Here is a 22,139-nt window from a genome sequence, read left to right as displayed (position 1 = left end):
CCTCGCGGGCGGCGTTCCGCACGCCAACGCGGGTTGAGTTATCGCGGGTGTCCCAGCCCGGGACCCGCGACAACTCAACCCGCGTTGCAGGCCGGACCGAGCGACGTCACCGCGGCGCCGCGATGACGCGCTCAGCCCTCGAGCCAGGGCGCGCGGACGCTGGCGGGGGTGAGGTCCGCCGTCGTCGCGGCGCCCATGAGGGACATCGCGACCTCGACCTCCTTCGCGAGCAGCTCGATCACGCGACGCACGCCCTCCTGGCCGCCGGCCATGAGCCCGTAGAGGTACGCCCGGCCGATGAGCGTGAAGTCGGCGCCCAGGGCGAGGGCGGCCACGATGTCCTCGCCGGTCAGGATGCCGGAGTCGAGCACGATCGGCACGTCCGCCCCGGCCTCCTCGCGCACCGCGGGCAACGCCTGCAGGGAGACCGGCGCCCGATCCAGCTGCCGGCCGCCGTGGTTGGACACGACCAGACCGTCCGCGCCGACGTCGAGCGCCCGCCTCGTGTCCTCCCGCGTGAGGATGCCCTTGACCATCAGCGTGCCGGGCCACACCGAGCGGATCCACTCGAGGTCGCGCAGGCTCAGCGTGGGGTCGAACATCCCGTTGATGATGCTGGGCAGATCGCCGGCGGAGTCCGAGAGCGAGGCGAAGGTCAGCGGGTCCGTGGTCAGGAAGTTCCACCACCACTCGGGACGGTACGAGGCGTCCACGACGGTCTTGGCGCTCAGCCGCGGGGGGATGGTCATGCCGTTGCGGACGTCGCGCAGCCGCTGGCCGGCCACGGGCGTGTCCACGGTGACGAGCAGGGCGCCGTAGCCCGACGCGGCGGCGCGCTCGATGAGGTCGCGGGCGCGGTCGCGGTCCCTCCAGAGGTAGAGCTGGAACCACCGGTCACCGTCGCCGGACGCCGCCGCCGTCTCCTCGATCGAGCGGGTGCCCATCGTGGAGAGGCTGAACGGGATGCCCGCGGCGGCCGCGGCCGCGGCGCCCGCGTCCTCCCCCTCGGCGTGCATGAAGCGCGTGAAGCCGGTGGGCGCGATGCCGAACGGCAGCGCGGACCGGGCGCCCGCGATCTCGACCGAGAGGTCCGGGGCGGCCACGCCGTGCAGGATCCGCGGCAGCAGCTCCACCGAGTCGAAGACCTCGCGGGAGCGGCGCGCGGTGACCTCGCGCTTGGCGGCGCCGTCCACGTAGTCGAACGCGGCGGCCGGGGTGCGACGCTTGGCGATCGCGCGCAGGTCCGCGACGTCGGCCGCTCGGGCGAGCCGGGCCTGGCGTCCGAGCCCGGGCGGGGCGAACCGCATCAGCGGGGCGAGCTCGGCGACGTCGGGCAGGCGGCGGGTCAGCGGGGTGAGGCGGGAGGGGCGGGACATGGGGTCCTTTCAGGGTCAGTGGATCGGAGGGGCGACGGCGGGCGTCGACTCAGTGTTCGGCGGCGGGGCGGGCGCGGAGCCAGAGGACGACGGCGGCGGCGGACGTCAGGCAGCACGCCGCGACGAAGCACGCCGCCGGCCACCAGGCACCGCCGGCCTGCCCGACGAGCCACGCGGCGACCATGGGGGTGAATCCGGCGACGACGGCGCCGTTGGCCTCGCGGGCGATGCCGATGCCGGAGAAGCGCTGACGGGGCGGGAACAGCCCGGCGAGGAAGGAGCCCTGCGCGCCCGAGGTCAGGGCGATGACGAATGCGTAGCCACCCGCGATGGCCAGGCCCGCCGTCACAGCAGAACCGCTGGCCATGCCTGCGAACAGCACGAACACGTACCCGGCCCCCAGGAGGGAGCCGAAGGCCAGCACGCGGCCCGCGTCGAAGCGGTCCGCCGCCCAGCCGCCGACGGGGGTGGCGAGGACGCCGGCCAGGGACCCGAGGGTCACGGCGCCGAGCGCCTCGGGCCGGGTCAGGCCCACCGACGCGGAGGTCAGGAACGAGAGGGCGAACACGGCCATGGCGTAGTTCAGTGCGTTGTGGCCCGTGATGGAGAGGAAGCCCACCACGAGGGCCCGCCCCCGCGTCCGGACCAGCTCGACGGCGGGGGTCTTCTCCCGCTCGCCCCGTTCGGCGGCGCGGCGCTGGGCCTCGCGGTATTCCGGTGTCTCGTCCAGCCTGCGGCGGATGAACCAGGCGAGCACGAACAGCACGGCCGAGGCGAGGAACGGCCAGCGCCAGGCGCCTGCCAAGAGCGCCTCGTCGCCCAGGGAGGCCACACCCAGGAACGCCGCGGTGGCCAGCGCGATGCCCGCCGGCGGTGTGGCCAGCACGAAGGAGGTGTAGAGGCCGCGGCGGGCCGGCGGCGCGAACTCCGCCACGAGCGTCATGGCCCCCGCGAGCTCGGCGCCGGCCCCCATGCCCTGGAGCAGCCGCAGGAGGACCAGCAGCACGGGTGCCAGGGCGCCGACCGCCGTCGCAGTGGGCAGGAGGCCGATGCCGACGGTGGCCACGCCCATCATGAGGATCGTGAGCAGCATGGCCGGGCGGCGACCATGGCGGTCGCCAAGATGGCCGATGAGCGCCCCGCCCAGCGGGCGCGCCACGAAACCGACCGCGAAGGTGGCGAAGGCGGCCAGCGATGCACCCGAACCGACGCCGGCGAAGAAGAGCGGGCCGATGACGAGGCCGGCGGCGGCCCCGTAGAGGGCGTAGTCATACCACTCGATGAGCGTGCCCGTGACGGCCGCCGTCAGGGCGCGACGCGCGCCAGGGGTCATGCCGCGGGAGTGGTCCGGGCGGGAGTCGACGGAAGGCTCCGGGGTGCGGGGGTTCACCGCGGATCGAGTGGTGTCCATGAAATATCTTTCTATCAGCACGGTGATACAGTCCACAACATGCATGACGGGACAGGTGGGCGAAGCGACGACGGTCGCGACAGCCCGGCCCTGGGCGCCCCAGCACCGGGCGCCGCCCGGACCCCTCGCGGTCGACGGGTGCTCTCCGAGCTGCGCGGCCTGATCCTGACCGGGGCGATCCGTCCCGGTGAGGTGCTCGTGGAGCCCCAGCTCGCCGCCCGCTTCGCGACCTCCAAGACCCCTGTCCGCGAGGCCCTCCACGTCCTGGCCGCCGAGCACCTCGTGACCGTCCTGCCGAAGAAGGGGTATCTCGTCGCCACGATGACGCCGCAGGACCTCGCCGAGGTGCTCGATCTGCGCATGCTCTTGGAGCCGCACGCCACGGCCGAGGCGGCGCGGTACGCGGACGCCGCGGGCGTGGCCCGTCTGCGCACCCTCCTCGCGGACCAGGGCGCCGCCACCGACCCCCTGGAGCGGATGCGGCACGCGGCCGGCCTGCACCGATCCCTCGCCCTGCTCGGACGGAACGGGCGGCTGTCCACGTCACTGGAGCGGTGCTTCGACGAGACGGCCCGGGCCCATCACGTCCTCGGCGGTCTCAACGCGCACATGGAGTCGGACGTCGAGCTCGACGAGCATGCCCGCATCGTGGACGCGGTGGAGTCCGGAGACGCGGAGGCCGCCGGCGAGGCCATGCGCACCCACCTGCACACGATCCGCCGCGTCACCCTGCGTCAATGGACCGACGGTCCCGGCCTCTGGGACTGACCCCCGCGTTGCACGGCAACGCGGGTTGAGTTCTCACGGGTGTCCCCGCCCAGGACCCGCGACAACTCAACCCGCGTTGCGGGCCGGGCCGAGCGACGTCACCGCAGCGGCGTGTGCTCCGGGTCCACGCGCTCGCCCTCGCGCACGGGCCCGGGTGCGGTGCCGCCGCCCCACGGGTCCCCGCCGAACGCCTCACGCCCGTGCTCGCTCAGCCAGCTCGCCAGCTCCGGGCCCGCGGGCACGATGCGCGTCGGGTTGATGTCCTCGTGCACCACGTAGTAGTGCTCCTTGATCTGCGCGAAGTCGATCGTGTCGCCGAAGCCCGGGGTCTGGAACAGGTCGCGCGCGTAGCCCCACAGCGCCGGCATCTCGGTCAGCTTGTTCCGGTTGCACTTGAAGTGCCCGTGGTACACAGGGTCGAACCGCACCAGCGTGGTGAACAGCCGCACGTCGGCCTCGGTGATCCGCTCCCCCATCAGGAAGCGGCGCGTCGTCAGGCGCTCCTCGAGCCAGTCCATCGCGGTCCACAGCCGCTCGTACGCGGCGTCGTACGCCTCCTGAGACCCCGCGAAGCCGCACCGGTACACGCCGTTGTTCACCTCGGTGAACACGCGCTCGATCACCTCGAACATCTCGTCCCGCTCCGACCCGGCGTCGGGGATCAGCTGCGGGGCGCCGTCGCGGTGGAACGCGGTCCACTCCGTCGAGAGGTCGAGGGTGATCTGCGGGTAGTCGTTGGTCACGACGCCGCCCGTCGGCACGTCCACAATCGCCGGCACCGTGATGCCCCGCGGGTAGTCGGGGAACCGCGTGAAGTAGTTCTCCTGGATCCGCTCGGTGCCGAGCACGGGGTCCTTCCCGCCCTCGTCGAGGTCGAAGGTCCAGGAGCGCTCGTCGTGGGTCGGCCCCGGGGTGCCCAGCGAGATCGCGTCCTCCAGGCCGAGCAGGCGCCGCACGATGATCGTCCGGTTCGCCCACGGGCACGCCCGCGCCGCCACGAGCCGGTAGCGGCCCGCCTCGACTGGCCACGCCTCGGCCCCCTCGGTGAGCCCGCCGCCCACGCGGCCGACCGTGGACGGCTCGGCCACGGGCAGGGCCCGCACGGCCTCCGGGTCCGCCACGATCCGGTCCGCGATGTAGTTCGTGTCCCGCGTGAACTCCGCCCCGGACTGCACGTAGTTGCCCGTGAGCCCCTCGCGCGTGTCGATGGTGCCGCGGTCCGCGGCCTGGCCGGTCTGCTGGTTCTCCATACACTCGAGCCTATGACGACGACCACCGCCACGCCCGGCCTCACGCCCGTCCCGTTGGTGCGCTGCGTGACCGCCCAGAACCCCTCCCCGATGACCCTCGCGGGCACCAACACGTACGTGGTCGCCGCGCCGGGCTCGGACGCGGCCATCGTGGTGGACCCGGGCCCGGAGGACGACGTCGCCGCCCACCTCGAGCGCGTCCGCGCGGCGGCCGAGGGGCGCCGGATCGCGCTCATCCTGGTGACGCACCGGCACGCCGACCACACCGGCGGGGTGGACGCGTTCCACGCGGCCACGGGCGCGCCCGTGCGCGCCGCGGACCCGGACTGGTGCCGCGGCGGGGCCGCCGTCCTGACGCCGGACGAGCGGATCGACGTCGCCGGCACCCCGGTGCTGGCGTGGCCCACCCCGGGCCACACCTCGGACTCCTACTCGTTCGTCGTCCCGGACGCGGGCGCGCATGGCGCGGTCATCACGGGCGACACCATCCTCGGCTCGGGCACCACCATGCTCGACCACCCGGACGGCACCCTCACCGACTACCTGGCCAGCCTGCGCCGTCTCGAGGCGGCGGGCCCGCTCACGGTGCTGCCCGCGCACGGGCCCGTGCCGGAGCCGCTGGACGTCGTCGCCCGCGACTACCGGCACCACCGCGAGGGCCGCCTGGAGCAGATCCGCGCCGCCCTGGCCGCGTTGCCCGAGACCGAGGCGGCGACGATCACGCCCGAGGACCTGGCCCCGCGCATCTACCCCGGCCTCACCGGCACCGTGGCCCGCGTGGCCGTCCAGACGGTGGCCGCGCACCTGCGCCACCTGCGCGAGGGCTGAGCCCCTCCGCCGCGGGCCCGGCCCGCACTACGCTGACCTCAGACCCGTCCCTCGACCCCGCGGAGGCACCCCATGACCATCCTCGTCGGCTACGCCCCCTCGAAGGCCGCGGACGCCGCGCTGGACACCGCCCTGGACATCGCCCGCTCCACCGGCGAGCGCGTGGTGGTGGTCAATGCGGGCCCCGGCGGCGAGCACCGCACCAAGTCCCTCGTCACGGAGGAGCAGCAGCGCGGCGTGCAGGCCCGGCTGGACGCCTCCGGCGTGACGGCCGAGTTCCGCCAGTACGCACGCGGCCGGTCCACGGTGGAGGAGATGAAGGACGTGGCCGCGGAGCTGGACCCGTCCATCGTGGTCATCGGCGTGCGCCGCCGCGGCGGCTTCGGCCGGTTCGTCATGGGATCGGTCTCGGACGAGCTGCTGCAGGAGATCGATCAGCCCGTGCTGTGCGTGAAGGAGTACCGGCAGTACGGGGACCACACGCCCGAGGCCGTGAGCCACGTCGCCGAGACGGACCCGGGCACCCACGGCCTGCCCGCGTCCGAGCCGATGGCCGAGCGGCGTCGGCTCACGCCCGTCGATCCCGGGGACCCGACGCTCGAGCGCTGAGCGCTCCCGCCGGGCCTCAGTCCTCGTCGTCCTGACGGCGGCGCGTGACGGCGTCGTCGAGGAGGCCGTCCGCGTGGGAGCCGGCGCCGCTGCGCCGCCCGGCCTCGTCCGCCGCCGCGGCCTCCGCCGCCTGCTTGGCCTGCTGGGCGCGCCGCTCGGCGAACGCCTCCTCGCCCGGGCCGGCGAGTTCGCGGTTGCGCTGCACCGCCGTCATCGAGCCGGTGTACAGGCCGGAGCGGTCGCCCACGCGGGTCAGCGGTGTGGTGACGGTGTCCGGGCGCGGATCGGCGCCGTCGACGCGCGGCAGCGGCGCGGTACGCGGGCGCGGCTCGCGGGCCGCCACCCCGGAGCCGTCCGGGCCCGGCTCGCCCGCCCGGTCGCCACCGCGGGCCCCCGCATCGGATCCCTCGGAGGCGGGCGCCGCGTCGTCGTGGGCGGGGTGTCGGTCCACCATGCGCTGCACCACGATGCCCTCGGGGTGCTCGTGGCGCAGGAAGGCCACGAGGTCCTCGCGCACGAGGCAGCGCAGGTCCCAGAGGTCGCCGGAGTTGCGGGCGGAGACCACGGCGCGGATGCGCACGACGCCGCCGGTCGCGTCGGTCACCTGCAGCGCGTGCTCGCGCCCGTCCCACAGGTCCGTGGACTCGAGCAGCTGGGTGAGTCGTGCGCGCAGCGCGTCCATGGGCACGCGCCAGTCCACGTCCAGCTCCACGACGCCGGAGACCTCGGCGCCCACCCGCGTCCAGTTCTCGAACGGCTGGGTGGTGAAGTGCGAGGACGGGTAGACCATGCGGCGGCCGTCCCAGAGCTTGAGCACCACGTTGGACAGGGTGATCTCCTCGACGGTGCCGAACACGCCCTCCATGTCCACCACGTCGCCCACCCGGATCGCGTCCGTGAAGGCGAGCTGGAAGCCGGCGAACACGTTGGTCAGCGTGGACTGCACGGCCAGGCCGGCGATCACGGAGATCACACCGGCGGAGGCGAGCAGGCCGGCCCCGAGCGAGCGCACCTCGGGCACCCCCAGCAGGACGACGGCGACGGCCACCACCACGATCACCGCGTTGAGGATGCGTCGGATCAGGATGGTCTGCGTGCGGATGCGTCGCTCGCGGCGGTGCTCGACGCCGGTCTCCTGGTAGCGGCCGAGGATCCCCGCCTCGATCACGCCGACCAGGCGCCACGCGGCCCACGCGCCCGCGGCGGCCACGGCGATGAGCATCAGGAACGACGCCGGCCGGTACCAGGTCTGCTCCTCGGCCATGACCCCGAGCCAGATCCGGGAGGCCAGCAGGCCTGCGGCGACGGCGGCCGGCAGGCTCAGCCGCGCGGCGCCGTGCTGGAACGCGGGGCGGCGCACGAGCACGACGCGTGCCACCTGCAGGGCCAGGTACACGACCGCCGCGCCGATCGCGAACGCCATCAGCACGGTCAGCAGCGTCCCCCATTCCACGCCGAAGGCCCGGGTGGTGGCGGCCGCCCCGTCCTGGATGTCCCCCTCCACCCCGGACGGCACGGTCTCGCCCGCCAGGAGGCGGTCCAGGGCGGTCAGCAGGGGCGGGGTCGCGAGGGCGGGCAGCGCGGGGAAGACCATGACGACAGTCTGACACCCGCCCCCGGACGCACCCCGGAGAAGAGCACAATGGAGCCTGACCGTCCGCGCGGTCCGGGCCCGGCCGTCGTCGTGCCCCGTCCCGCCGGCCCGCCGCCGCCCCCCCTGGAGGAATCCGTGCTCTCCGTCACCGACCTGCGCCCGCTCGACACCGCCACCGCGGACCTGTCCCGCATCATCCCGCGGGCGAACGTGGACGTGTCCTCCGTGGTGCCGGCGGTTGCCCCGATCATCGAACAGGTCCGCCACGGCGGCGAGCAGACCCTGCTGGACCTGGCCGAGCGGTTCGACGGCGTCCGCCCGCCCGCCCTGCGCGTGCCCGGCGAGGCGCTCGAGGCCGCCCTGGCCGGGCTCGACCCGCGGGTGCGCGCCGCCCTGGAGGAGTCGATCCGCCGAGCCCGGCTCGTGCACGCCGCCCAGCACCCCCAGGACTCCACGGTCGAGCTCGGCGAGGGCGCCGTCGTGGAGAACCACTGGATCCCCGTGGGCCGCGTGGGCCTCTACGTGCCCGGCGGCCGCGCCGTGTACCCCTCCTCGGTGGTGATGAACGTGGTGCCCGCGCAGGCGGCCGGCGTGGGGAGCCTCGCGGTGACCTCGCCTCCGCAGCGGGACCACGGCGGCCTGCCCCACCCCACCGTGCTCGCCGCCTGCGCGCTGCTGGGCGTGGACGAGGTCTACGCGGCCGGCGGCGCCCAGGCCGTCGCCATGCTGGCGCACGGCGTCCAGGACGACGACGGCGGCTGGCTCTGCGCGCCCGTCGACCTGGTGACGGGGCCCGGCAACGTGTACGTGGCCGCCGCCAAGCGCGCGCTCCAGGGCGTGATCGGCGTGGACGCCGAGGCCGGGCCGAGCGAGATCGCCGTGATCGCGGACGGCACCGCCCGCGCCGACTGGGTGGCCTCGGACCTGATCAGCCAGTCCGAACACGACCCGCTGGCCGCCTCCGTGCTCATCACGGACTCCGAGGACCTGCTCCGGGACGTGCAGGCGGCGATCGAGGCGCAGGTGCCCGGGGCGTTCCACGAGGACCAGATCCGCGAGGCCCTCACCGGCCCCCAGTCCGGCGTGCTGCTGGTGCGGGACATGGACCAGGCCGTGGAGGTCTCCGACCGCTACGCCACCGAGCACCTCGAGATCCAGACGCGCGACCCCGAGGCCCTCGTGGGGCGCATCCGCAACGCCGGCGCCGTGTTCGTGGGCCCGCACGCCCCCGTGCCGCTGGGCGACTACTCGGCCGGGTCCAACCACGTGCTCCCCACCTCGAGGACGGCCCGGCATTCCTCCGGTCTGAACACCGTGACGTTCCTGCGCCTGCAGCAGCGCATCCGCTACACGGAGACCGGGCTCAAGGAGGTCGCGGACGGGATCGGCGTGCTGGCCGAGGACGAGCGCCTGCCCGCGCACGGCGCCGCGATCCGCGCCCGTTTCGCGTGAGGGGGCGGGCGTGAGCGGCGTCCGCGTCGACGCGTGGCTATGGGCCGTCCGGCTGTACAAGACCCGGTCGGCGGCCACGGCGGCCGTGCGCGCGGGCCACGTGCGCATCGACGGCGAGCCCGTGAAGGCGGCGACGCCCGTCGTCGTCGGGAACCGGGTGCGGGTGCGCCAGGACGGACGTGAGCGGATCCTCGAGGTCACGGGGCTGATCGCCAAGCGGGTGGGCGCCCCCGTGGCACGGCAGCAGTACGTGGACCGCTCCCCGCCGCCCGTGCCGCGTGAGCTGCTCGCGGTGCCGTACCGCGAGCGCGGCGCGGGCCGGCCCACCAAGCGGGACCGCCGGCAGCTGGACGCGCTGCGGGGCCGCGACCGACGCTGAGCGTCTCAGTCCTCCCCGCGCCGTCATCCGCCGCCGTGATGATGGCCTCATGCGGAGGGTGCGGTCAGCACCATCCGGAACGGCTTGTCATTGTCCACCGTGACGGTGAACGTCATCGGCCCCGCCTCATCCACAGGGGGAGTCGCCGCCGACCAGCCGCCGCACAGCGCCTCCGACCCAGCCATCCAGGTCTTCGTCCCCCCGCCACCCCGTGAGGTCAGGATCTCCGTCTCACCGGTGGCATCCGAAGGACACAGCACGATGACCCGAAGGACCGCACCCTGTTGGGCGTCCACGGTGATCTGCTGTGTGCCCGTGCCGACCGCCTCCTCCAGGACGGACTCCTTCTCCGGGTCGAGATGGTCCGCATCCGGATGCTGGCGCGTGTACTCGACCAACGTCATCCCGTCCTCCTCGAACAGCGCGGCGGGGAGTGCTTCTTCGCCGGCGGGTGACGACACGGACGAACCGGTGGCGGAGGCCGACCCGGCTGCCGAGGGGGCCGCTGACGTCGGGGCGACGGAGGACGCCACAGCGGTGGACGCCTTCGCGGTGGAGGAGACGCTGCCCTGGGAAGCGGAGCATCCCGAGATGGCGGCACCGAGGAGAGCGGCGGCGACCACGGTGGCCGACAATGCCGAATGCTTCTTCTTGATGTCCCTCCGCATGATCTGATCCCTCTCAGAGAACCGTCTGCGGGGCCGCGGGCTGCGGTCTCGAGCTCCCCCCCTCTCGAGTGAGATGATCCTGGCTGGGGACGTGTGGTGTGTCAAGCATCACATTGAGGCAACTCTCATGACGCCGCGCGACCGCCGCGCTTTGACCGCCCCACGGACCCCTCCGTAGGCTGGTGCCCAGAATCACGAGTTCCCGTCATTCACGGCCCTGGCCGGCGGGACGGCAACCCTCTCACGCAGTAGTGGGGTGCTCCAGGTGATGATTCGGCCCCTCGGACACCCCGACGGGCAAGTACCGCGTCTCCGCGGATCCGGGCGATCCGCGTTCCCGCCGTCTGCGGAGCCGCGTCAGTCATCGGAAGAGGACGCGCGCCATGACCCTGACCCACGAACCCCACACCGCCACGTGGGACACCGATCTGTCCCTCGGCAACCTCCGCTCCGGCCTCTCGGCCTTCCCCACCGGGGTCGTCGCGCTGGCGGGCCTCGCCGACGACGTCCCCGAGGTGATGGTCTCCTCCTCCTTCGGCGTGGGCATCTCCTGGGAGCCGGCCCTCGTGTCCTTCTCCGCGCAGAACAGCTCCCGCACCTGGCCGCGCCTGCGCCGGGCCGGGGCGATCGGCGTCTCCCTGCTCGCAGCGGACCAGACGCCGCTGTGCCGTCAGCTGGCCTCCCGCGAGGGCGACCGCTTCGCCGGTCTGGACGTGCACCGCAGCCCGCACGACGCCCTGCTGATCGGGGGCTCCTCGCTCTGGCTCGAGACGCGGGTGCACGCCGAGGTCCCGGCGGGCGACCACACGGTGGTGCTGCTGGAGGTGACGGCCTTCGCGGATCACACGGACACCGCTCCCCCGGCCGCCCTGCACCGCAACCTCTTCCACGGCCTGCGCGCGCTCTGAGCGAACTCCAGGTGAACAATCGGGCCCCTGGTTCCCGGTCGTCGAGATCCGTGCAATGATGGAGCCTGAAGTTGATCAAGCTGTATCCCGCCATCTTCACTGCTCGTCAGCCCGGCATCGCCGGCGTCGATGAGTGTTGGGCAAGCGGTTCAGTCTCGCCGCTTCACCCGCGTCCCACATCCGGGCCGCGGTCCAACACCGCCACCGCACCGCGGGGCACATCGAAAGGACACCATCATGGCTGTCGGTACTGTCAAGTGGTTCAACGCTGAGAAGGGCTACGGCTTCATCGCCCCCGAGGACAACTCCGCGGACGTGTTCGTGCACTTCTCCGCCATCCAGGGCTCGGGCTTCAAGGAGCTCCAGGAGAACGACCGCGTCGAGTTCGAGACCCAGGACGGCCCCAAGGGCCTCCAGGCCGCCAACGTGACGAAGCTCTGATCTTCGCCTGACGCACGGCTTCCGACGCCCCCGGTCCGCACAGACCGGGGGCGTCGTCGTGTGCGCTTCCGTGCGCCCTGCACGCCCCCGCACTCCGCCGCACGCCGTTCGACCGCGGCGCTGCGACATCGCCGCAGGGCAGCACTGCGGTGATGTCGCTGAGGCGCGGTCCTCCGCGGTGGGTCTCGTCCTGGCCCTGCGCGTCAGGCCGCGTTCCGCCGGCCCACGTGGCGACGCAGCAGCAGCACCACGCCCAGGGCCAGCAGATACCCGGCCTCGACGACCGCGAAGCCGGCCCGGTAGTCGCCCGTGACGTCGCGCAGCACGCCCATCAGCAGTGGGCCCAGGGCGAAGCCGGCGTACATGCCCATCGAGTTCGCCCCGGTCGCACGGCCGAGCCGCTCTGCCGGCACCTCGCTCAGCAGGCCCGCGTTGATCACCACGTTGGCGCCCAGCACCGTCAGGCCGTGCACCGCGGCGCCCACCCACAGCAGGGCCGGCAGGTCCAGCAGGTCCGCGGCGAGGAACACCACGACGCCGGCCACGGCACCCAGGCAGATCACGGTCAGCAGGGTGGTGGGCCGGTCTCCGGAGCTCATCCGCCGGCTCCACCCGATCCGGGAGAGCACCCCGATCACCCCGGACACGGCCGCAGCGGCGCCGCCGGCCACGAGCGTCATCCCCAGCGTCTCGACGGCGAACAGCGGCAGGTACGTGTTCGTGGCCTGCATGCCCAGGCCGGTGAGGAACGCGATCGCCGCGAAGATCCAGACCGTAGCCGGCAGGGGCGAGGTGTCCCGCCGTCGTCGTCCACCGGCGGGGCCGGTGGCCGGCGGCGCCCCGGGCAGCGGCGGGGCGGCGACCAGGGCGAGCACCCACAGCGCCCCGATGAGCGCCGCTGCCCCCAGCGCGGCGCCCGTCCAGCCGAGGGCGAGAGACGCGGCCGGGAAGAACAGGCCGCCGACCAGCTGGGCCGCCTGCACGCCGGACTGCTTCACGCCGACCCACCCGATGCGCTTCTCCGGCGGCACCACGGTGCGGATGATCCGGTTCGTGGTGGGGTTGGAGATGGCCTGCGTGACGCCCGCGACGGCGGCCGCCGCGTACAGCACGGGCAGGGACGGGGCGACGGCGCCGAGCACGAGCGCCGCGGCGGTGCCCCCGAAGATGATGCTCAGCTGCGCGCGGGCGGACAGGCGGTCGGCGGCCCGGCCGAGGCCGAGCGAGGTGACGGCCGCCGCCGCGAACACGACCGTCATCACGGTGCCGAGCTGGCCCGAGGTGACGTCGAGCCGCTCCATCACGACCGTGGAGGACGCGGAGACGCCGTAGTTGAACAGGGGCCCGGCGCCCATCGCCGCCAGCAGCACCCACAGCAGGGCTGCGGAGGGGCGGCGAGCGGTGGGGGCGGGCGGGGTCACGGCCCCAGGCTACGACCCCTCACGCGACGAGGCGGGAAATCCATCTCATGGGCGCCCGGGGGCGTCGTGTGAGGTGGATTTCCCGCCTCGAAAGGGGCGGGGATGACTGCGGGGGCGGGTCAGCCGACGCGGCCCTCGCCGCGGTGCTCGCCCTCCACGCGGCCGGTGGTCCCCCGCCGGGTGACCTCCTCGCCGTCCTGGCGCTCGGGCCGCTCGCCGGCCTCCGCCGGCAGGCCCTCGTTCTCGTCGGTGGGCGTCTCGCCGGCGGTGGCGGCGGGGGCCGGGTCCTGCGGGGCCCGACGACGGCCGCCGTGCGTGCACAGCGACTCGCCCTCACCCAACGAGCTGACGCGCGGCATCGGCGACGTGGTCAGCGGCACGGACTCGGTCCGCCGGGCGTCGACCAGCGTGGAGCCCGTCCCGGAGATGGGCGAGCCCTGCACGGGGGCGCCGCCCGCCTCGCGGCCCGGGATCAGCAGCTCGGAGCGCCATTCGGGGTCACGCTCGGTGAGGTAGTCCACGCGGGCGTGCTCGCCGAAGTGGTCCGCGTCCGCCTCCTCCCAGTCCATGGCCCAGCCGGCGGGCGGGTCGTTGAGCAGCTCGTCCGTGCGCAGCCAGTGGTAGATGGACGCGTACGAGCGGGTGCTCAGGTGGTCCACGCGGCGGCGCAGCATGCGGGTGTTCAGCTGGGACGGATGCGTCAGACCCATGGACGCCATGATCTGCACGGCCTCGCGCACGGTCAGGCGGTGGTAGTTGAAGACGCGGTTGCCCTTGTCCTCCACGTCGATGGCGCGCATCAGACGCGGGTCCTGCGTGGCCACCCCCACGGGGCACTCGTTCGTGTGGCACTTCTGCGCCTGGATGCACCCGGTGGCCATCATCATCGCGCGGGCGGACATGGTGAAGTCCGCGCCCTGGATCAGACGCTTGACGATGTCCGAACCGGTGGCGACCTTGCCGGCCGCGCCGAGCTTGATCATGTGGCGCAGGCCGGTGCCCACGAGTGCGTTGTGCACGAGCATGAGGCCCTCGGTCAGCGGGGTGCCCACGCGGTCCGAGTACTCGAGCGGGGCGGCGCCGGTGCCGCCCTCGGAGCCGTCCACGATGATGAAGTCGGGGGCGATCCGCTCCTCCCAGATGGCCTTGGTCATGGCCAGCACGTCCACGCGGGAGCCCACGCAGAACTTGATGCCGATCGGCTTGCCGTCCGAGAGCTCGCGGAGCTGCTCGATGAACTTGACCATCTCGCGCGGGGTGCGGAACGCGGAGTGGGACGCCGGGGACAGGCAGTCCTTGTCCATCGGGATCTCGCGGGCCTCGGCGATCTCGGGGGAGATCTTCTCCTTGGGCAGCATGCCGCCCAGGCCGGGCTTCGCGCCCTGGGAGATCTTGATGGTGATGCCCTTGACCTCGGGCAGCAGCGCCTTCTCGGCGAACTTCTCCGGGCTGAAGGTGCCGTCCTCGTTGCGGCAGCCGAAGTAGCCGGAGCCGATCTCCCAGAACAGGTCCGCGCCGTTGCCGCGGTGGTACTTGGTGAGGCCGCCCTCGCCGGTCTCGTGGATGAACCCGCCCAGGCCGGCGCCCTTGTTCATGGCGATCACGGCGTTGGCGGAGAGGGAGCCGAAGGACATGGACGAGATGTTCATCAGCGAGATGTCCACGGGCCGGCGGCAGTCCGGGCCGCCGATCCGCACCGTGGGGGGCTCCTCCGGCGGGTTGACCGGGGCGGTGGAGTGCAACAGGAACTCGTAGCCGATCTCCGAGGTGTCCCGCTCGGTGCCGAACGCCTTGTGGCTGTCCAGTCCCTTCGCACGGGCGTAGACGATCGAGCGGGTGTCCCGGTCGAACGGCTTGCCGTCGAAGTTGCGCTCGATGAAGTACTGCTGGATCTCGGGGCGGATCGACTCCAGCAGGTACCGCATGTGGCCGAGCACGGGGTAGTTGCGGAGGATCGCATGCCGCTTCTGGGTCATGTCCCACACGGCGAGCACGAGCAGCGCCACCAGGAGGACCGCCAGCACCCACCACGCGCCGCCGCCGATGGCGGCCACCAGCACGACGACGAGCGCGGCCAGCGAGAGGGTCGCGACGATCAGGAGTCTGTTGTTCACCCGACCATCGTGCCCTATATCACTCGAACCTTCATCCTCGCCGCACTGTGTCGAGGTCCCACGTGTGGGGCAGGGGCGTCCGGGCCGACGGCAGGGTCACGCTGCGCCGCCACTCGTGCAGCCACTCCGGAAGCGTCGGCTCCTCCGCGAGGTCGTGGCCGGCCGCCGCCGCGATCGCCCGGACCTCGTCGTTCTCCACGGGGCGGCCGTCCTTCTTGCGCAGGCGCGTGCAGATGTACGCGCGCACCGCGACGTCGCCGTCGACCACCGCGCGCTGCTCGAACCACACCGCGCGCTCGTCCAGGCCGATCAGCCGCGTCTCCACGTCGAACCGCTGCCCCAGGGTCACGGAGCGGCGGAACGCGATCTGCTCGGCCTGCACCACGGGCGTCCAGTCGCGACGGCGCACCTCGTCCCAGAGGCCGGTGCGGACCATCGCGTCGAAGCGGCCGAGGTCGAACAGCCCGAAGTACTGGCCGTTGTTGACGTGCAGGGCGATGTCCACGTCCGTGGGCAGGGCGCGCATCGGCAGCGTCGTCGGCTCCCAGAGCCCGACGCGCGGGCGGCGGCGGGCGCGCGCGACGACCCAGATGGTGCGGGGGATCAGATGCATCGGAGGTTCCTCCTCGGGGTCACAGGACCCCCTCGGTCAGATGGTCCGGCGTGCCGAACCGGTGGGCGGTCACGGACACGGCCTGTTCGTGCAGGAACGGCAGCAGCTCCACCTCGCCGGCGCTCACGACGGGGCCAGCGTAGACCGCGACGTCGGGGGTGTCGCCGAGCGCCGCGTGGAGCGCGCTCCGCGCCGCCTCGGCCGCCTCCCGGTCTCCGGTCCAGTCGGCGACGAGCCGGATCCGTGCGTCGCCGCCGCCCTCCGCCGCGGGCGGGACCAGGGCCAGCCGCCGGGCGCGGTCGTGGAACGCGGCGTCGTCCTCGACGACGACGTCCACCGGCGCGGACGTGCCGGCACCCTCCGTGCGGACGGACCGGACCAGCTCCTCCACCCGGCCGCGCACGGCCTCGGCCGAGAGCCCGTCCGCGTCGGGCCCCTCCGCGGTGGGGGTCGGGCCCAGGCTCACGGTCATGGGCGCCCCGGCGCGCAGGCCGGCGGAGACGATGCGCAGCAGGTGGTCGGCGGGCCCCGAGTGCCGGCGCACGAGGACCGGGGTGGGGACGTGACGCAGCACGTTCCGCTCGGCCTCGAGCGCGGAGACGTCCGTGGCCACCCCGAACACGGTGGTCCACGCGTGGGTGTCGAGGGCGCGGGCGGTCTCGAGCCAGGACGCGCCCGCGCCGTCGGACTCGGACCCGGGCCGTCCCACTCCCCCGGCCCACGTGGGCGCGTCCTCCCAGTCCACGAGGCCGTGCAGGTAGTGCGGCCCGCCGGCCTTCGTGGTGGGGCCGACGACGGAACGCTTCCAGCCGCCGAAGGGCTGGCGGCGCACGATGGCCCCGGTGATGCCGCGGTTCACGTAGAGGTTGCCGGCGCGCACGCCGCGCAGCCACACGTCGATCTCCTCCCGGTCCAGCGAGTGCAGCCCGGAGGTGAGGCCGTAGTCCACGGCGTTCACGATCCCGATGGCCTCCTCGAGCGTCTCGGCCGTCATCACGGACAGCACGGGGCCGAAGTACTCGGTGAGGTGCGCGTCGGCGCCGGGGCGGACGCCGGAGCGGATGCCCGGGCTCCACAGGCGACCCGTCTCGTCCAGCTGCCGCGGACGCAGGGCCCACCGCTCCCCCGGGCCGAGCTCGGTGAGCCCGCGACGCAGCTTCTCGCCGGGGGCCTCGATCACGGGGCCCATCTCGGCGCGCGGGTCCGCGGGGTGCGCCACGTGCAGGGACGAGGCGGCGTCCAACAGCTGCCGGTGGAAGCGCTCGGAGGTGCCCACGGAGCCGACGAGCACCACGAGGGAGGACGCCGAGCACTTCTGGCCGGCGTGACCGAACGCGGACTGGACCACGTCCTTCGTGGCCAGGTCCAGATCCGCGGACGGGGTCACGATCACGGCGTTCTTGCCGGAGGTCTCGGCGAGCAGGTGCAGGTCGGGGCGCATCCCCTTGAACAGCCGTGCGGTGTCCCAGCCGCCGGTGAGGATGAGCCGCTCGACGGCCGGGTCGGTCACGAGCGCCGCGCCGACCTCCGCTTCGTCCCCGTCCGCCAGCGTCACCAGGCGCACGAGGTCCGCGGGGTCGTGCCCGGCGAGCGGGCCGCCGTCGTCGAACAGGCCCGAGTCCCGCAGCCCGGCCACGATCAGCTCCCACGCGACCGCGCCCGTCCGCTCGGACTGCGGGGCCGGCTTGAACACCACGGGCGAGCCGGCGCCGAGCGCGGCGAGGACGCCCCCGACCGGGATGGCCACGGGGAAGTTCCACGGCGGGATCACCAGGGTCAGCCGGACGGGCACGGCGCGAGCGCCCTCCACCGCGTCCAGGCCGCGGGCCAGGCGCGCGTAGTAGTGCGCGAAGTCCACGGCCTCGGAGACCTCGGGGTCGCCCTGGTCCAGGGTCTTGCCGGACTCGGCGGCGGCCACCTCCAGCAGCCGGGCCCGGCCGGCATGCAGGGCCCGTCCGACGGCGTCCAGCGCGTCGGCGCGCTCGTGGCCGGTGAGCGCGCCCCAGCGGGCGCCGGGGTCGGCGGTGGCGGCGATGGCGGCGCGGGCGTCGTCGGCCGTGGTGGCGCGGTGGGCGTGGACGGTGTCCGTCCCGAGGTCCGAGCCCGGGACGGCCGTGAGGATCCGGCGGGCCCACTCCCGGTTGCCGGGCAGCGCGGGGTCCGTGTCCGGGGTGTTGGCGAAGCCGTCCACGGGGGCGGGGGTCGGCCCGTCCTCCCCGCGGGACCGGTCCTGGACGCGGTTCGGACGGGGCACGGCCGCGTCCAGGTGGCGCAGCGAGGCGCGGAAGCGCTCCTCCTCGCGGGCGAACAGGTCCGCGTCCGCGTCCAGGTCGAACACGGCGGACATGAAGTTCTCCGGGGAGGCGCCCTCCTCGAGGCGACGCACGAGGTAGGAGATCGCCACGTCGAACTCCTCGGGCCGCACCACGGGCGTGTAGAGCAGCAGGGCGCCGACGTCGGCCCGGACGGCGGCGGCCTGGCCGGTGGCCATGCCGAGCAGCATCTCGAACTCCACCGCGGCCGGGTCGAGGCCGCGGCGCTCGATCAGCCGGTGGGCCAGGGCGACGTCGAAGAGGTTGTGCCCGGCCACGCCGATGCGCACGTGGGCCAGATGCTCCGGGGTGAGCGCGTAGTTGAGCACGCGCTTGTAGTTGGTGTCCGCCTCCTGCTTCGAGCCCACCGTGGCCAGCGGCCAGCCCGTCAGGGAGGCCTGCATCCGCTCCATGGGCAGGTTGGCGCCCTTGACCACGCGCACCTTGACCGGGGCGCCGCCGGTGGCGACGCGGCGCGCGGCCCACTCCTGCAGGCGCACCATGGCCGCGAGCGCGTCCGGCAGGTAGGCCTGCAGCACGATGCCGGCCTCGTAGTCGCGCAGGCCCGGCTGCTCGAGCAGGGCGGTGAACACGTTGAGCGTGAGGTCGAGGTCGCGGTACTCCTCCATGTCCAGGTTGATGAAGGTGTCCCGATCCCGGGCGAGCTCGAACAGCGGGGTGAGCCGCTCGGTGATGTCCGCGACGGCCTCGTCGAACGCGTAGGGCGCGTGCGGGGCGGTGGCGGCGGAGACCTTCACGGACACGTAGTCGACGTCGTCGCGGCGGATCAGCGCGGCGATGCCCTCGAGCCGGCGGTCCGCCTCGCCCTGGCCGAGGATCGCCTCGCCCAGCAGGTTGATGTTCAGCCGGGTGTGCTCGTCGCGCAGGGCCGCGATGGCGTTGCCGAGCTGTCGGTCCCGCGCGTCGACGATCAGGTGGGAGACCATGTGCCGCAGCACGCGGCGGGCCGTGGGGACGGCGATGCGCGGCACGAGCGGGGCCGCGCGGCCGCCGACGCCGAGGACGGCGCGCAGTGCCGGGGGCAGGAAGCCGGGGGCGCGGCCGGCGAGCTCCCGCAGCGCCCGGGCGGCGATCGCGGGGTCCTCGGGGCGGACCACGTGGTCCACGAAGCGCACGATGAAGTCGAGTCCGCCCGGCTCCTTCAGGGCGCCCGCCAGCTGGCGGGCCGCGAAGTCGGCCTCATGGTCGCGGGACTCGGCGAGCCAGCGCCGCACCTGCGCGACGGCGTCGTCGGCGAGGGCGTGCAGGTCGGCGGGGTCGGGGATCCCGCCGGTCGCGCCGAGGACCCGGTCGAGATCGTCGTGGTCCTGTGCGGAGAACATCGCGGTCATGGCCGCACTCTGCACGTGTGCCGGGTCACAGGTCAAACCGCCGCGGTTTCCTGTCCGACGCCTATGCTCGATGGACATCCCCTCGACGCGTCCGCGCGTCGCCGCCGTCTTCCCAGGAGCCCGTCCGCCATGGCCGCCGTCGACCCCGCCCCCACCGACGCGCGGGAGCGCCGGGACGTCGTCGTGCCCGTGCCCGGACCCGAGGACCCGCCCGAGCGGGCCTGGCTCGTCCTGCCCCACCGCCACCCGGTGCCGACGCTGCTGGACGAGACGCGGGACGCCGTCGTGGGCCTGGCCGAGACGCTCGCCGCCGTCCTGCCGGTCACCGTGCTCGCCCACCCGCGCGACGCCGGGGCGGCGCGGCTGGTGCCCCCGGAGGTGGACCTGCTGCGCGCGCCCGTGGGCTCACCGCTGCTGGGCCGCACCGGGCCGAGCTTCGTCCGCCGCCCCGAGGGCCTGGCCGCCGTCGCCTGGCGCAGCGCCGCAGGCCTGACCGGGACCGGCCCGCTGGACGGCGCGGCCGCGACGGCCGTGGCGGAGGCGGCGGGACTGCCGCTGCTCACGCCCCTGCTGTGCGCCCCGCGCGGGGCCTGGCTGACCGACGGCGAGGGGACGGCCGTGGTGACCGCGGACCCCGTGCTGGACGGGCGGATCAACGGCGCGTGGACCCCGGGCCAGGTGGCCGCCGAGTTCGCCGCCCTGCTGGGGATCACCCGGGTGCTGTGGCTGCCGCCGGCACCGCGGCCGGACACCGGGCCGTGGGGCGGGCCCGGCCACCTGGCCTCGTGGGTGCGGCTGCGGGGCGACGGCGAGGCCGCCGTGCACTGGCGCGGCGACCGGTTCCACCCCGAGCACCCGTACGCCGCGGCGGCGCTGCGCTTCCTGCAGGGCGCCGACGACGCCGCCGGCCGGCCCCTGCGCGTGCGCACGGTGACCGGGGCGGCGCAGCCCGCCGCGTACGACCCGGCCGAGCGGGGCCCCCGCTCCCTCCTGGACACCCTGCCGCTGGGCCCGGCGGTGCTGCGGCCGGCGTTCGAGGACGCCGCGGGCGAGGAGGCCTCGGCCGCCGCGTGCGCGGCACTGCACCCGGGGCTGCCCCAGCTGTCGTTCCCCGCCCCGCCGCTGCTGCGGCTGGCCGGCGCGCTCAACGACCTGGTGCTGCTCCAGCCTCGCCCGTGACCTCGTCCGCCGCGGGGCCGTCGTCGTCCCCGCCGTCCGCCGGGGCGCGGTCCTCGTCCTTCCCGTGCGCGTCGGACCGCCAGGCCGCCGGGCGCAGCCGTTCCAGGAGCGAGGACTGACGGCGCTCCATCCCCCTCAGGTCCGAGGCGATGAGCGCGTTGATCCAGCGGGCGTTCGGGTCGGCGTCGATCAGCACGGCCTTGGCCAGCAGCGTGCAGGGCAGCGCGAGGATGGCGCCGAGCGGCCCGAGGACCCAGGCCCAGAAGAGCAGGGAGAGGAAGCTGACGGTGGGGATCACGCCGATCGCGTCGCCGGCCACCTTGGGCTGGATCACGGACTGCAGCACGAAGTTCAGCACCGAGTAGCTGACCACCACCCACAGGAAGTCGGACCAGCCGCCCGCCGCCAGGCCCAGGACGGCCGGCGGCAGCAGGCCGATGATGAAGCCGATGTTCGGGATGTAGTTGGTGAGGAAGCTGAGCACGCCCCACACGAGCGCGAGCGGGACGCCGATCAGCATGAGGGCGATCACGTCCAGCACCGCCACGATCAGGCCGAACACCGTGGTGACCACCCAGTAGCGGCGCACGCCCTGCGCGAACTCGACCAGGGCGTGGCCGAACTCGTGGCGAGCGGTGCTGAGCAGGCGGACGCGGCGTTCGACGTCCATCGAGTCCATCGCCAGGAAGAACATGCCCATGATCACGGTGACGAGCAGGCCGAAGACCGCGTAGACGTTCGTGGCGATCTTCGTGACGGCGCTGACGGCCGTCCCGGTCACGGCGCTCATGTCGATCGAGGCCAGCTGCTGGGACACCATGTCCGGGGTCACGCCGCGCTCGTTGAGCCAGTGCGAGACGTCCAGGACGATCTGCTGGAAGCGGTCCGTGTACTTCGGCAGCTCCGCCACCAGCTCGAGGCCGGACCACACCATCATGCCCCCGAACACGGCCATCACCGCGACGACCAGCAGGACGGTGGTGGTGGCCCCGAGCACGGGGTGCAGGCCCCGGCGGATGAGCCAGGCCTGCAGCGGGTAGGCCACGATCACGAGGTTCAGCCCCAGGAACACGGGCGCCGCGATGGAGGCGATCCCCTGGAAGAACTGCACCACCAGCACCAGGCCCGCGAGCGTCAGGACGATCACCAGCATGCGCGGCCACATGCGGTGGGGGCGGCGGATGTCCCAGTCGGAGGCGGGGCTGGACGAGACGGGCGGCGGGGTCACCCCCGGGGGCTGTGCGGCGCTCACGCGGGCAGTCTATGCGCGGGCCGGACGGGGTAGGGTCGGGACCAGTCCACATCGACAGGGGAGCGCCCGCGCGGCGCTGAGAGTGCGGTCCGCCGCAGACCCTCGAACCTGCTCCGGTCCGCACCGGCGAAGGAAGTCGAGTCTCCCGGTCGACGTCGTCCCGGGATTCCGGTGGCGGCCTCGTCCCGGCCCCTCTGCCGTCCCAGACAGAG

At 73.9% G+C, this 22,139-nt stretch carries 19 protein-coding genes and 2 riboswitches; of the genes, 9 read left to right on the top strand and 10 right to left on the bottom strand.

Annotated features, from left to right (window positions below):
• Nucleotides 1-131: 131 nt before the first annotated feature.
• Nucleotides 132-1,376 (bottom strand): alpha-hydroxy acid oxidase, encoded by a 1,245-nt coding sequence (locus ACUXPL_RS00810; RefSeq protein ID WP_180536130.1) that lies wholly within the window; start codon nucleotides 1,374-1,376, stop codon nucleotides 132-134.
• A 49-nt stretch (nucleotides 1,377-1,425) separates the two neighbouring features.
• On the bottom strand, nucleotides 1,426-2,787 hold the full coding sequence (locus tag ACUXPL_RS00805; RefSeq protein ID WP_454181262.1) for an MFS transporter: 1,362 nt from the start codon (nucleotides 2,785-2,787) through the stop codon (nucleotides 1,426-1,428).
• Nucleotides 2,788-2,925: 138 nt separating this feature from the next.
• Between ACUXPL_RS00805 and ACUXPL_RS00800 the strand changes: the two genes are divergently transcribed.
• Nucleotides 2,926-3,555, top strand: coding sequence for a GntR family transcriptional regulator (locus ACUXPL_RS00800; RefSeq protein ID WP_454181260.1), 630 nt, complete (start codon nucleotides 2,926-2,928; stop codon nucleotides 3,553-3,555).
• Between the two features lie 98 nt (nucleotides 3,556-3,653).
• Here ACUXPL_RS00800 and ACUXPL_RS00795 read toward each other — a convergent pair whose 3' ends face one another.
• Nucleotides 3,654-4,805 carry a glutathione S-transferase family protein gene (locus tag ACUXPL_RS00795; RefSeq protein WP_454181258.1) on the bottom strand — a complete coding sequence of 384 codons (1,152 nt, stop codon included), beginning with the start codon at nucleotides 4,803-4,805 and terminating at the stop codon, nucleotides 3,654-3,656.
• A gap of 12 nt (nucleotides 4,806-4,817) precedes the next feature.
• On the opposite strand from ACUXPL_RS00795, the gene ACUXPL_RS00790 reads away from it, so the two are divergent.
• Nucleotides 4,818-5,633, top strand: a complete 816-nt coding sequence (locus tag ACUXPL_RS00790) for an MBL fold metallo-hydrolase (RefSeq protein ID WP_454181256.1) — start codon at nucleotides 4,818-4,820, stop codon at nucleotides 5,631-5,633.
• Between the two features lie 72 nt (nucleotides 5,634-5,705).
• Nucleotides 5,706-6,242, top strand: coding sequence for a universal stress protein (locus ACUXPL_RS00785; protein WP_041102665.1), 537 nt, complete (start codon nucleotides 5,706-5,708; stop codon nucleotides 6,240-6,242).
• 16 nt (nucleotides 6,243-6,258) lie between these two features.
• On the opposite strand, the gene ACUXPL_RS00780 is transcribed toward ACUXPL_RS00785, so the two are convergent.
• Nucleotides 6,259-7,836 (bottom strand): mechanosensitive ion channel family protein, encoded by a 1,578-nt coding sequence (locus tag ACUXPL_RS00780; protein WP_454181254.1) that lies wholly within the window; start codon nucleotides 7,834-7,836, stop codon nucleotides 6,259-6,261.
• Between the two features lie 135 nt (nucleotides 7,837-7,971).
• On the opposite strand from ACUXPL_RS00780, the gene hisD reads away from it, so the two are divergent.
• Nucleotides 7,972-9,288: a histidinol dehydrogenase gene (hisD, locus tag ACUXPL_RS00775; protein ID WP_454181252.1), complete on the top strand. Its 1,317-nt coding sequence runs from the start codon at nucleotides 7,972-7,974 to the stop codon at nucleotides 9,286-9,288.
• A gap of 10 nt (nucleotides 9,289-9,298) precedes the next feature.
• Complete coding sequence (locus ACUXPL_RS00770) at nucleotides 9,299-9,667, top strand: RNA-binding S4 domain-containing protein (RefSeq protein WP_454181250.1); 369 nt, start codon at nucleotides 9,299-9,301, stop codon at nucleotides 9,665-9,667.
• A 47-nt stretch (nucleotides 9,668-9,714) separates the two neighbouring features.
• Here ACUXPL_RS00770 and ACUXPL_RS00765 read toward each other — a convergent pair whose 3' ends face one another.
• Nucleotides 9,715-10,071: a hypothetical protein gene (locus ACUXPL_RS00765; protein WP_406895743.1), complete on the bottom strand. Its 357-nt coding sequence runs from the start codon at nucleotides 10,069-10,071 to the stop codon at nucleotides 9,715-9,717.
• Between ACUXPL_RS00765 and ACUXPL_RS00760 the strand changes: the two genes are divergently transcribed.
• From ACUXPL_RS00760 to ACUXPL_RS00750, 3 genes are all read left to right on the top strand, one after another.
• The gene (locus ACUXPL_RS00760; RefSeq protein WP_454181248.1) at nucleotides 10,052-10,342 is read left to right on the top strand and encodes a hypothetical protein; all 291 of its coding nucleotides are present in this window, start codon (nucleotides 10,052-10,054) and stop codon (nucleotides 10,340-10,342) included. The genes ACUXPL_RS00765 and ACUXPL_RS00760 overlap by 20 nt on opposite strands.
• A gap of 183 nt (nucleotides 10,343-10,525) precedes the next feature.
• Nucleotides 10,526-10,645, top strand: a riboswitch (SAM riboswitch).
• Nucleotides 10,646-10,718: 73 nt separating this feature from the next.
• Nucleotides 10,719-11,243, top strand: a complete 525-nt coding sequence (locus ACUXPL_RS00755; protein ID WP_180536137.1) for a flavin reductase family protein — start codon at nucleotides 10,719-10,721, stop codon at nucleotides 11,241-11,243.
• Between the two features lie 237 nt (nucleotides 11,244-11,480).
• Entirely contained in the window at nucleotides 11,481-11,684 is a 204-nt protein-coding gene (locus ACUXPL_RS00750) for a cold-shock protein (RefSeq protein WP_002855790.1), read from the top strand.
• A 203-nt stretch (nucleotides 11,685-11,887) separates the two neighbouring features.
• Here the strand turns inward: ACUXPL_RS00750 and ACUXPL_RS00745 are convergent, their stop codons facing one another.
• The 4 genes from ACUXPL_RS00745 to ACUXPL_RS00730 form a co-directional block, all read right to left on the bottom strand.
• Nucleotides 11,888-13,105 carry an MFS transporter gene (locus ACUXPL_RS00745; protein WP_454181246.1) on the bottom strand — a complete coding sequence of 406 codons (1,218 nt, stop codon included), beginning with the start codon at nucleotides 13,103-13,105 and terminating at the stop codon, nucleotides 11,888-11,890.
• Nucleotides 13,106-13,224: 119 nt separating this feature from the next.
• Nucleotides 13,225-15,219 (bottom strand): FMN-binding glutamate synthase family protein, encoded by a 1,995-nt coding sequence (locus ACUXPL_RS00740; RefSeq protein ID WP_454181244.1) that lies wholly within the window; start codon nucleotides 15,217-15,219, stop codon nucleotides 13,225-13,227.
• Nucleotides 15,220-15,250: 31 nt separating this feature from the next.
• Nucleotides 15,251-15,832: an acyl-CoA thioesterase gene (locus ACUXPL_RS00735; protein WP_454181243.1), complete on the bottom strand. Its 582-nt coding sequence runs from the start codon at nucleotides 15,830-15,832 to the stop codon at nucleotides 15,251-15,253.
• 19 nt (nucleotides 15,833-15,851) lie between these two features.
• Nucleotides 15,852-19,496, bottom strand: coding sequence for a proline dehydrogenase family protein (locus ACUXPL_RS00730; RefSeq protein WP_454181241.1), 3,645 nt, complete (start codon nucleotides 19,494-19,496; stop codon nucleotides 15,852-15,854).
• Nucleotides 19,497-19,625: 129 nt separating this feature from the next.
• On the opposite strand from ACUXPL_RS00730, the gene ACUXPL_RS00725 reads away from it, so the two are divergent.
• Nucleotides 19,626-20,675: an agmatine deiminase family protein gene (locus tag ACUXPL_RS00725; protein ID WP_454181239.1), complete on the top strand. Its 1,050-nt coding sequence runs from the start codon at nucleotides 19,626-19,628 to the stop codon at nucleotides 20,673-20,675.
• On the opposite strand, the gene ACUXPL_RS00720 is transcribed toward ACUXPL_RS00725, so the two are convergent.
• Nucleotides 20,641-21,927 carry an AI-2E family transporter gene (locus ACUXPL_RS00720; protein WP_454181237.1) on the bottom strand — a complete coding sequence of 429 codons (1,287 nt, stop codon included), beginning with the start codon at nucleotides 21,925-21,927 and terminating at the stop codon, nucleotides 20,641-20,643. The two genes, ACUXPL_RS00725 and ACUXPL_RS00720, sit on opposite strands and share 35 nt — an antisense overlap.
• Nucleotides 21,928-21,973: 46 nt before the next feature.
• A riboswitch (TPP riboswitch) is annotated at nucleotides 21,974-22,079 on the top strand.
• The last annotated feature ends 60 nt before the right edge of the window (nucleotides 22,080-22,139 follow it).

The sequence above is a fragment of the Micrococcus sp. 140720015-1 genome (assembly GCF_053627595.1).
This window is presented reverse-complemented; position numbering and strand designations above follow the sequence as displayed.

What these genes read in the sequence shown, in the direction of transcription:
- ACUXPL_RS00785 (WP_041102665.1), top strand. Translation starts at nt 5,706, where the DNA reads ATGACCATCCTCGTCGGCTACGCCCCCTCGAAGGCCGCGGACGCCGCG.
- ACUXPL_RS00735 (WP_454181243.1), bottom strand. Translation starts at nt 15,832, where the DNA reads ATGCATCTGATCCCCCGCACCATCTGGGTCGTCGCGCGCGCCCGCCGC.
- ACUXPL_RS00795 (WP_454181258.1), bottom strand. Translation starts at nt 4,805, where the DNA reads ATGGAGAACCAGCAGACCGGCCAGGCCGCGGACCGCGGCACCATCGAC.
- ACUXPL_RS00725 (WP_454181239.1), top strand. Translation starts at nt 19,626, where the DNA reads ATGGCCGCCGTCGACCCCGCCCCCACCGACGCGCGGGAGCGCCGGGAC.
- ACUXPL_RS00780 (WP_454181254.1), bottom strand. Translation starts at nt 7,836, where the DNA reads ATGGTCTTCCCCGCGCTGCCCGCCCTCGCGACCCCGCCCCTGCTGACC.
- ACUXPL_RS00790 (WP_454181256.1), top strand. Translation starts at nt 4,818, where the DNA reads ATGACGACGACCACCGCCACGCCCGGCCTCACGCCCGTCCCGTTGGTG.
- ACUXPL_RS00805 (WP_454181262.1), bottom strand. Translation starts at nt 2,787, where the DNA reads ATGGACACCACTCGATCCGCGGTGAACCCCCGCACCCCGGAGCCTTCC.
- ACUXPL_RS00730 (WP_454181241.1), bottom strand. Translation starts at nt 19,496, where the DNA reads ATGACCGCGATGTTCTCCGCACAGGACCACGACGATCTCGACCGGGTC.
- ACUXPL_RS00755 (WP_180536137.1), top strand. Translation starts at nt 10,719, where the DNA reads ATGACCCTGACCCACGAACCCCACACCGCCACGTGGGACACCGATCTG.
- ACUXPL_RS00810 (WP_180536130.1), bottom strand. Translation starts at nt 1,376, where the DNA reads ATGTCCCGCCCCTCCCGCCTCACCCCGCTGACCCGCCGCCTGCCCGAC.
- ACUXPL_RS00750 (WP_002855790.1), top strand. Translation starts at nt 11,481, where the DNA reads ATGGCTGTCGGTACTGTCAAGTGGTTCAACGCTGAGAAGGGCTACGGC.
- ACUXPL_RS00765 (WP_406895743.1), bottom strand. Translation starts at nt 10,071, where the DNA reads ATGACGTTGGTCGAGTACACGCGCCAGCATCCGGATGCGGACCATCTC.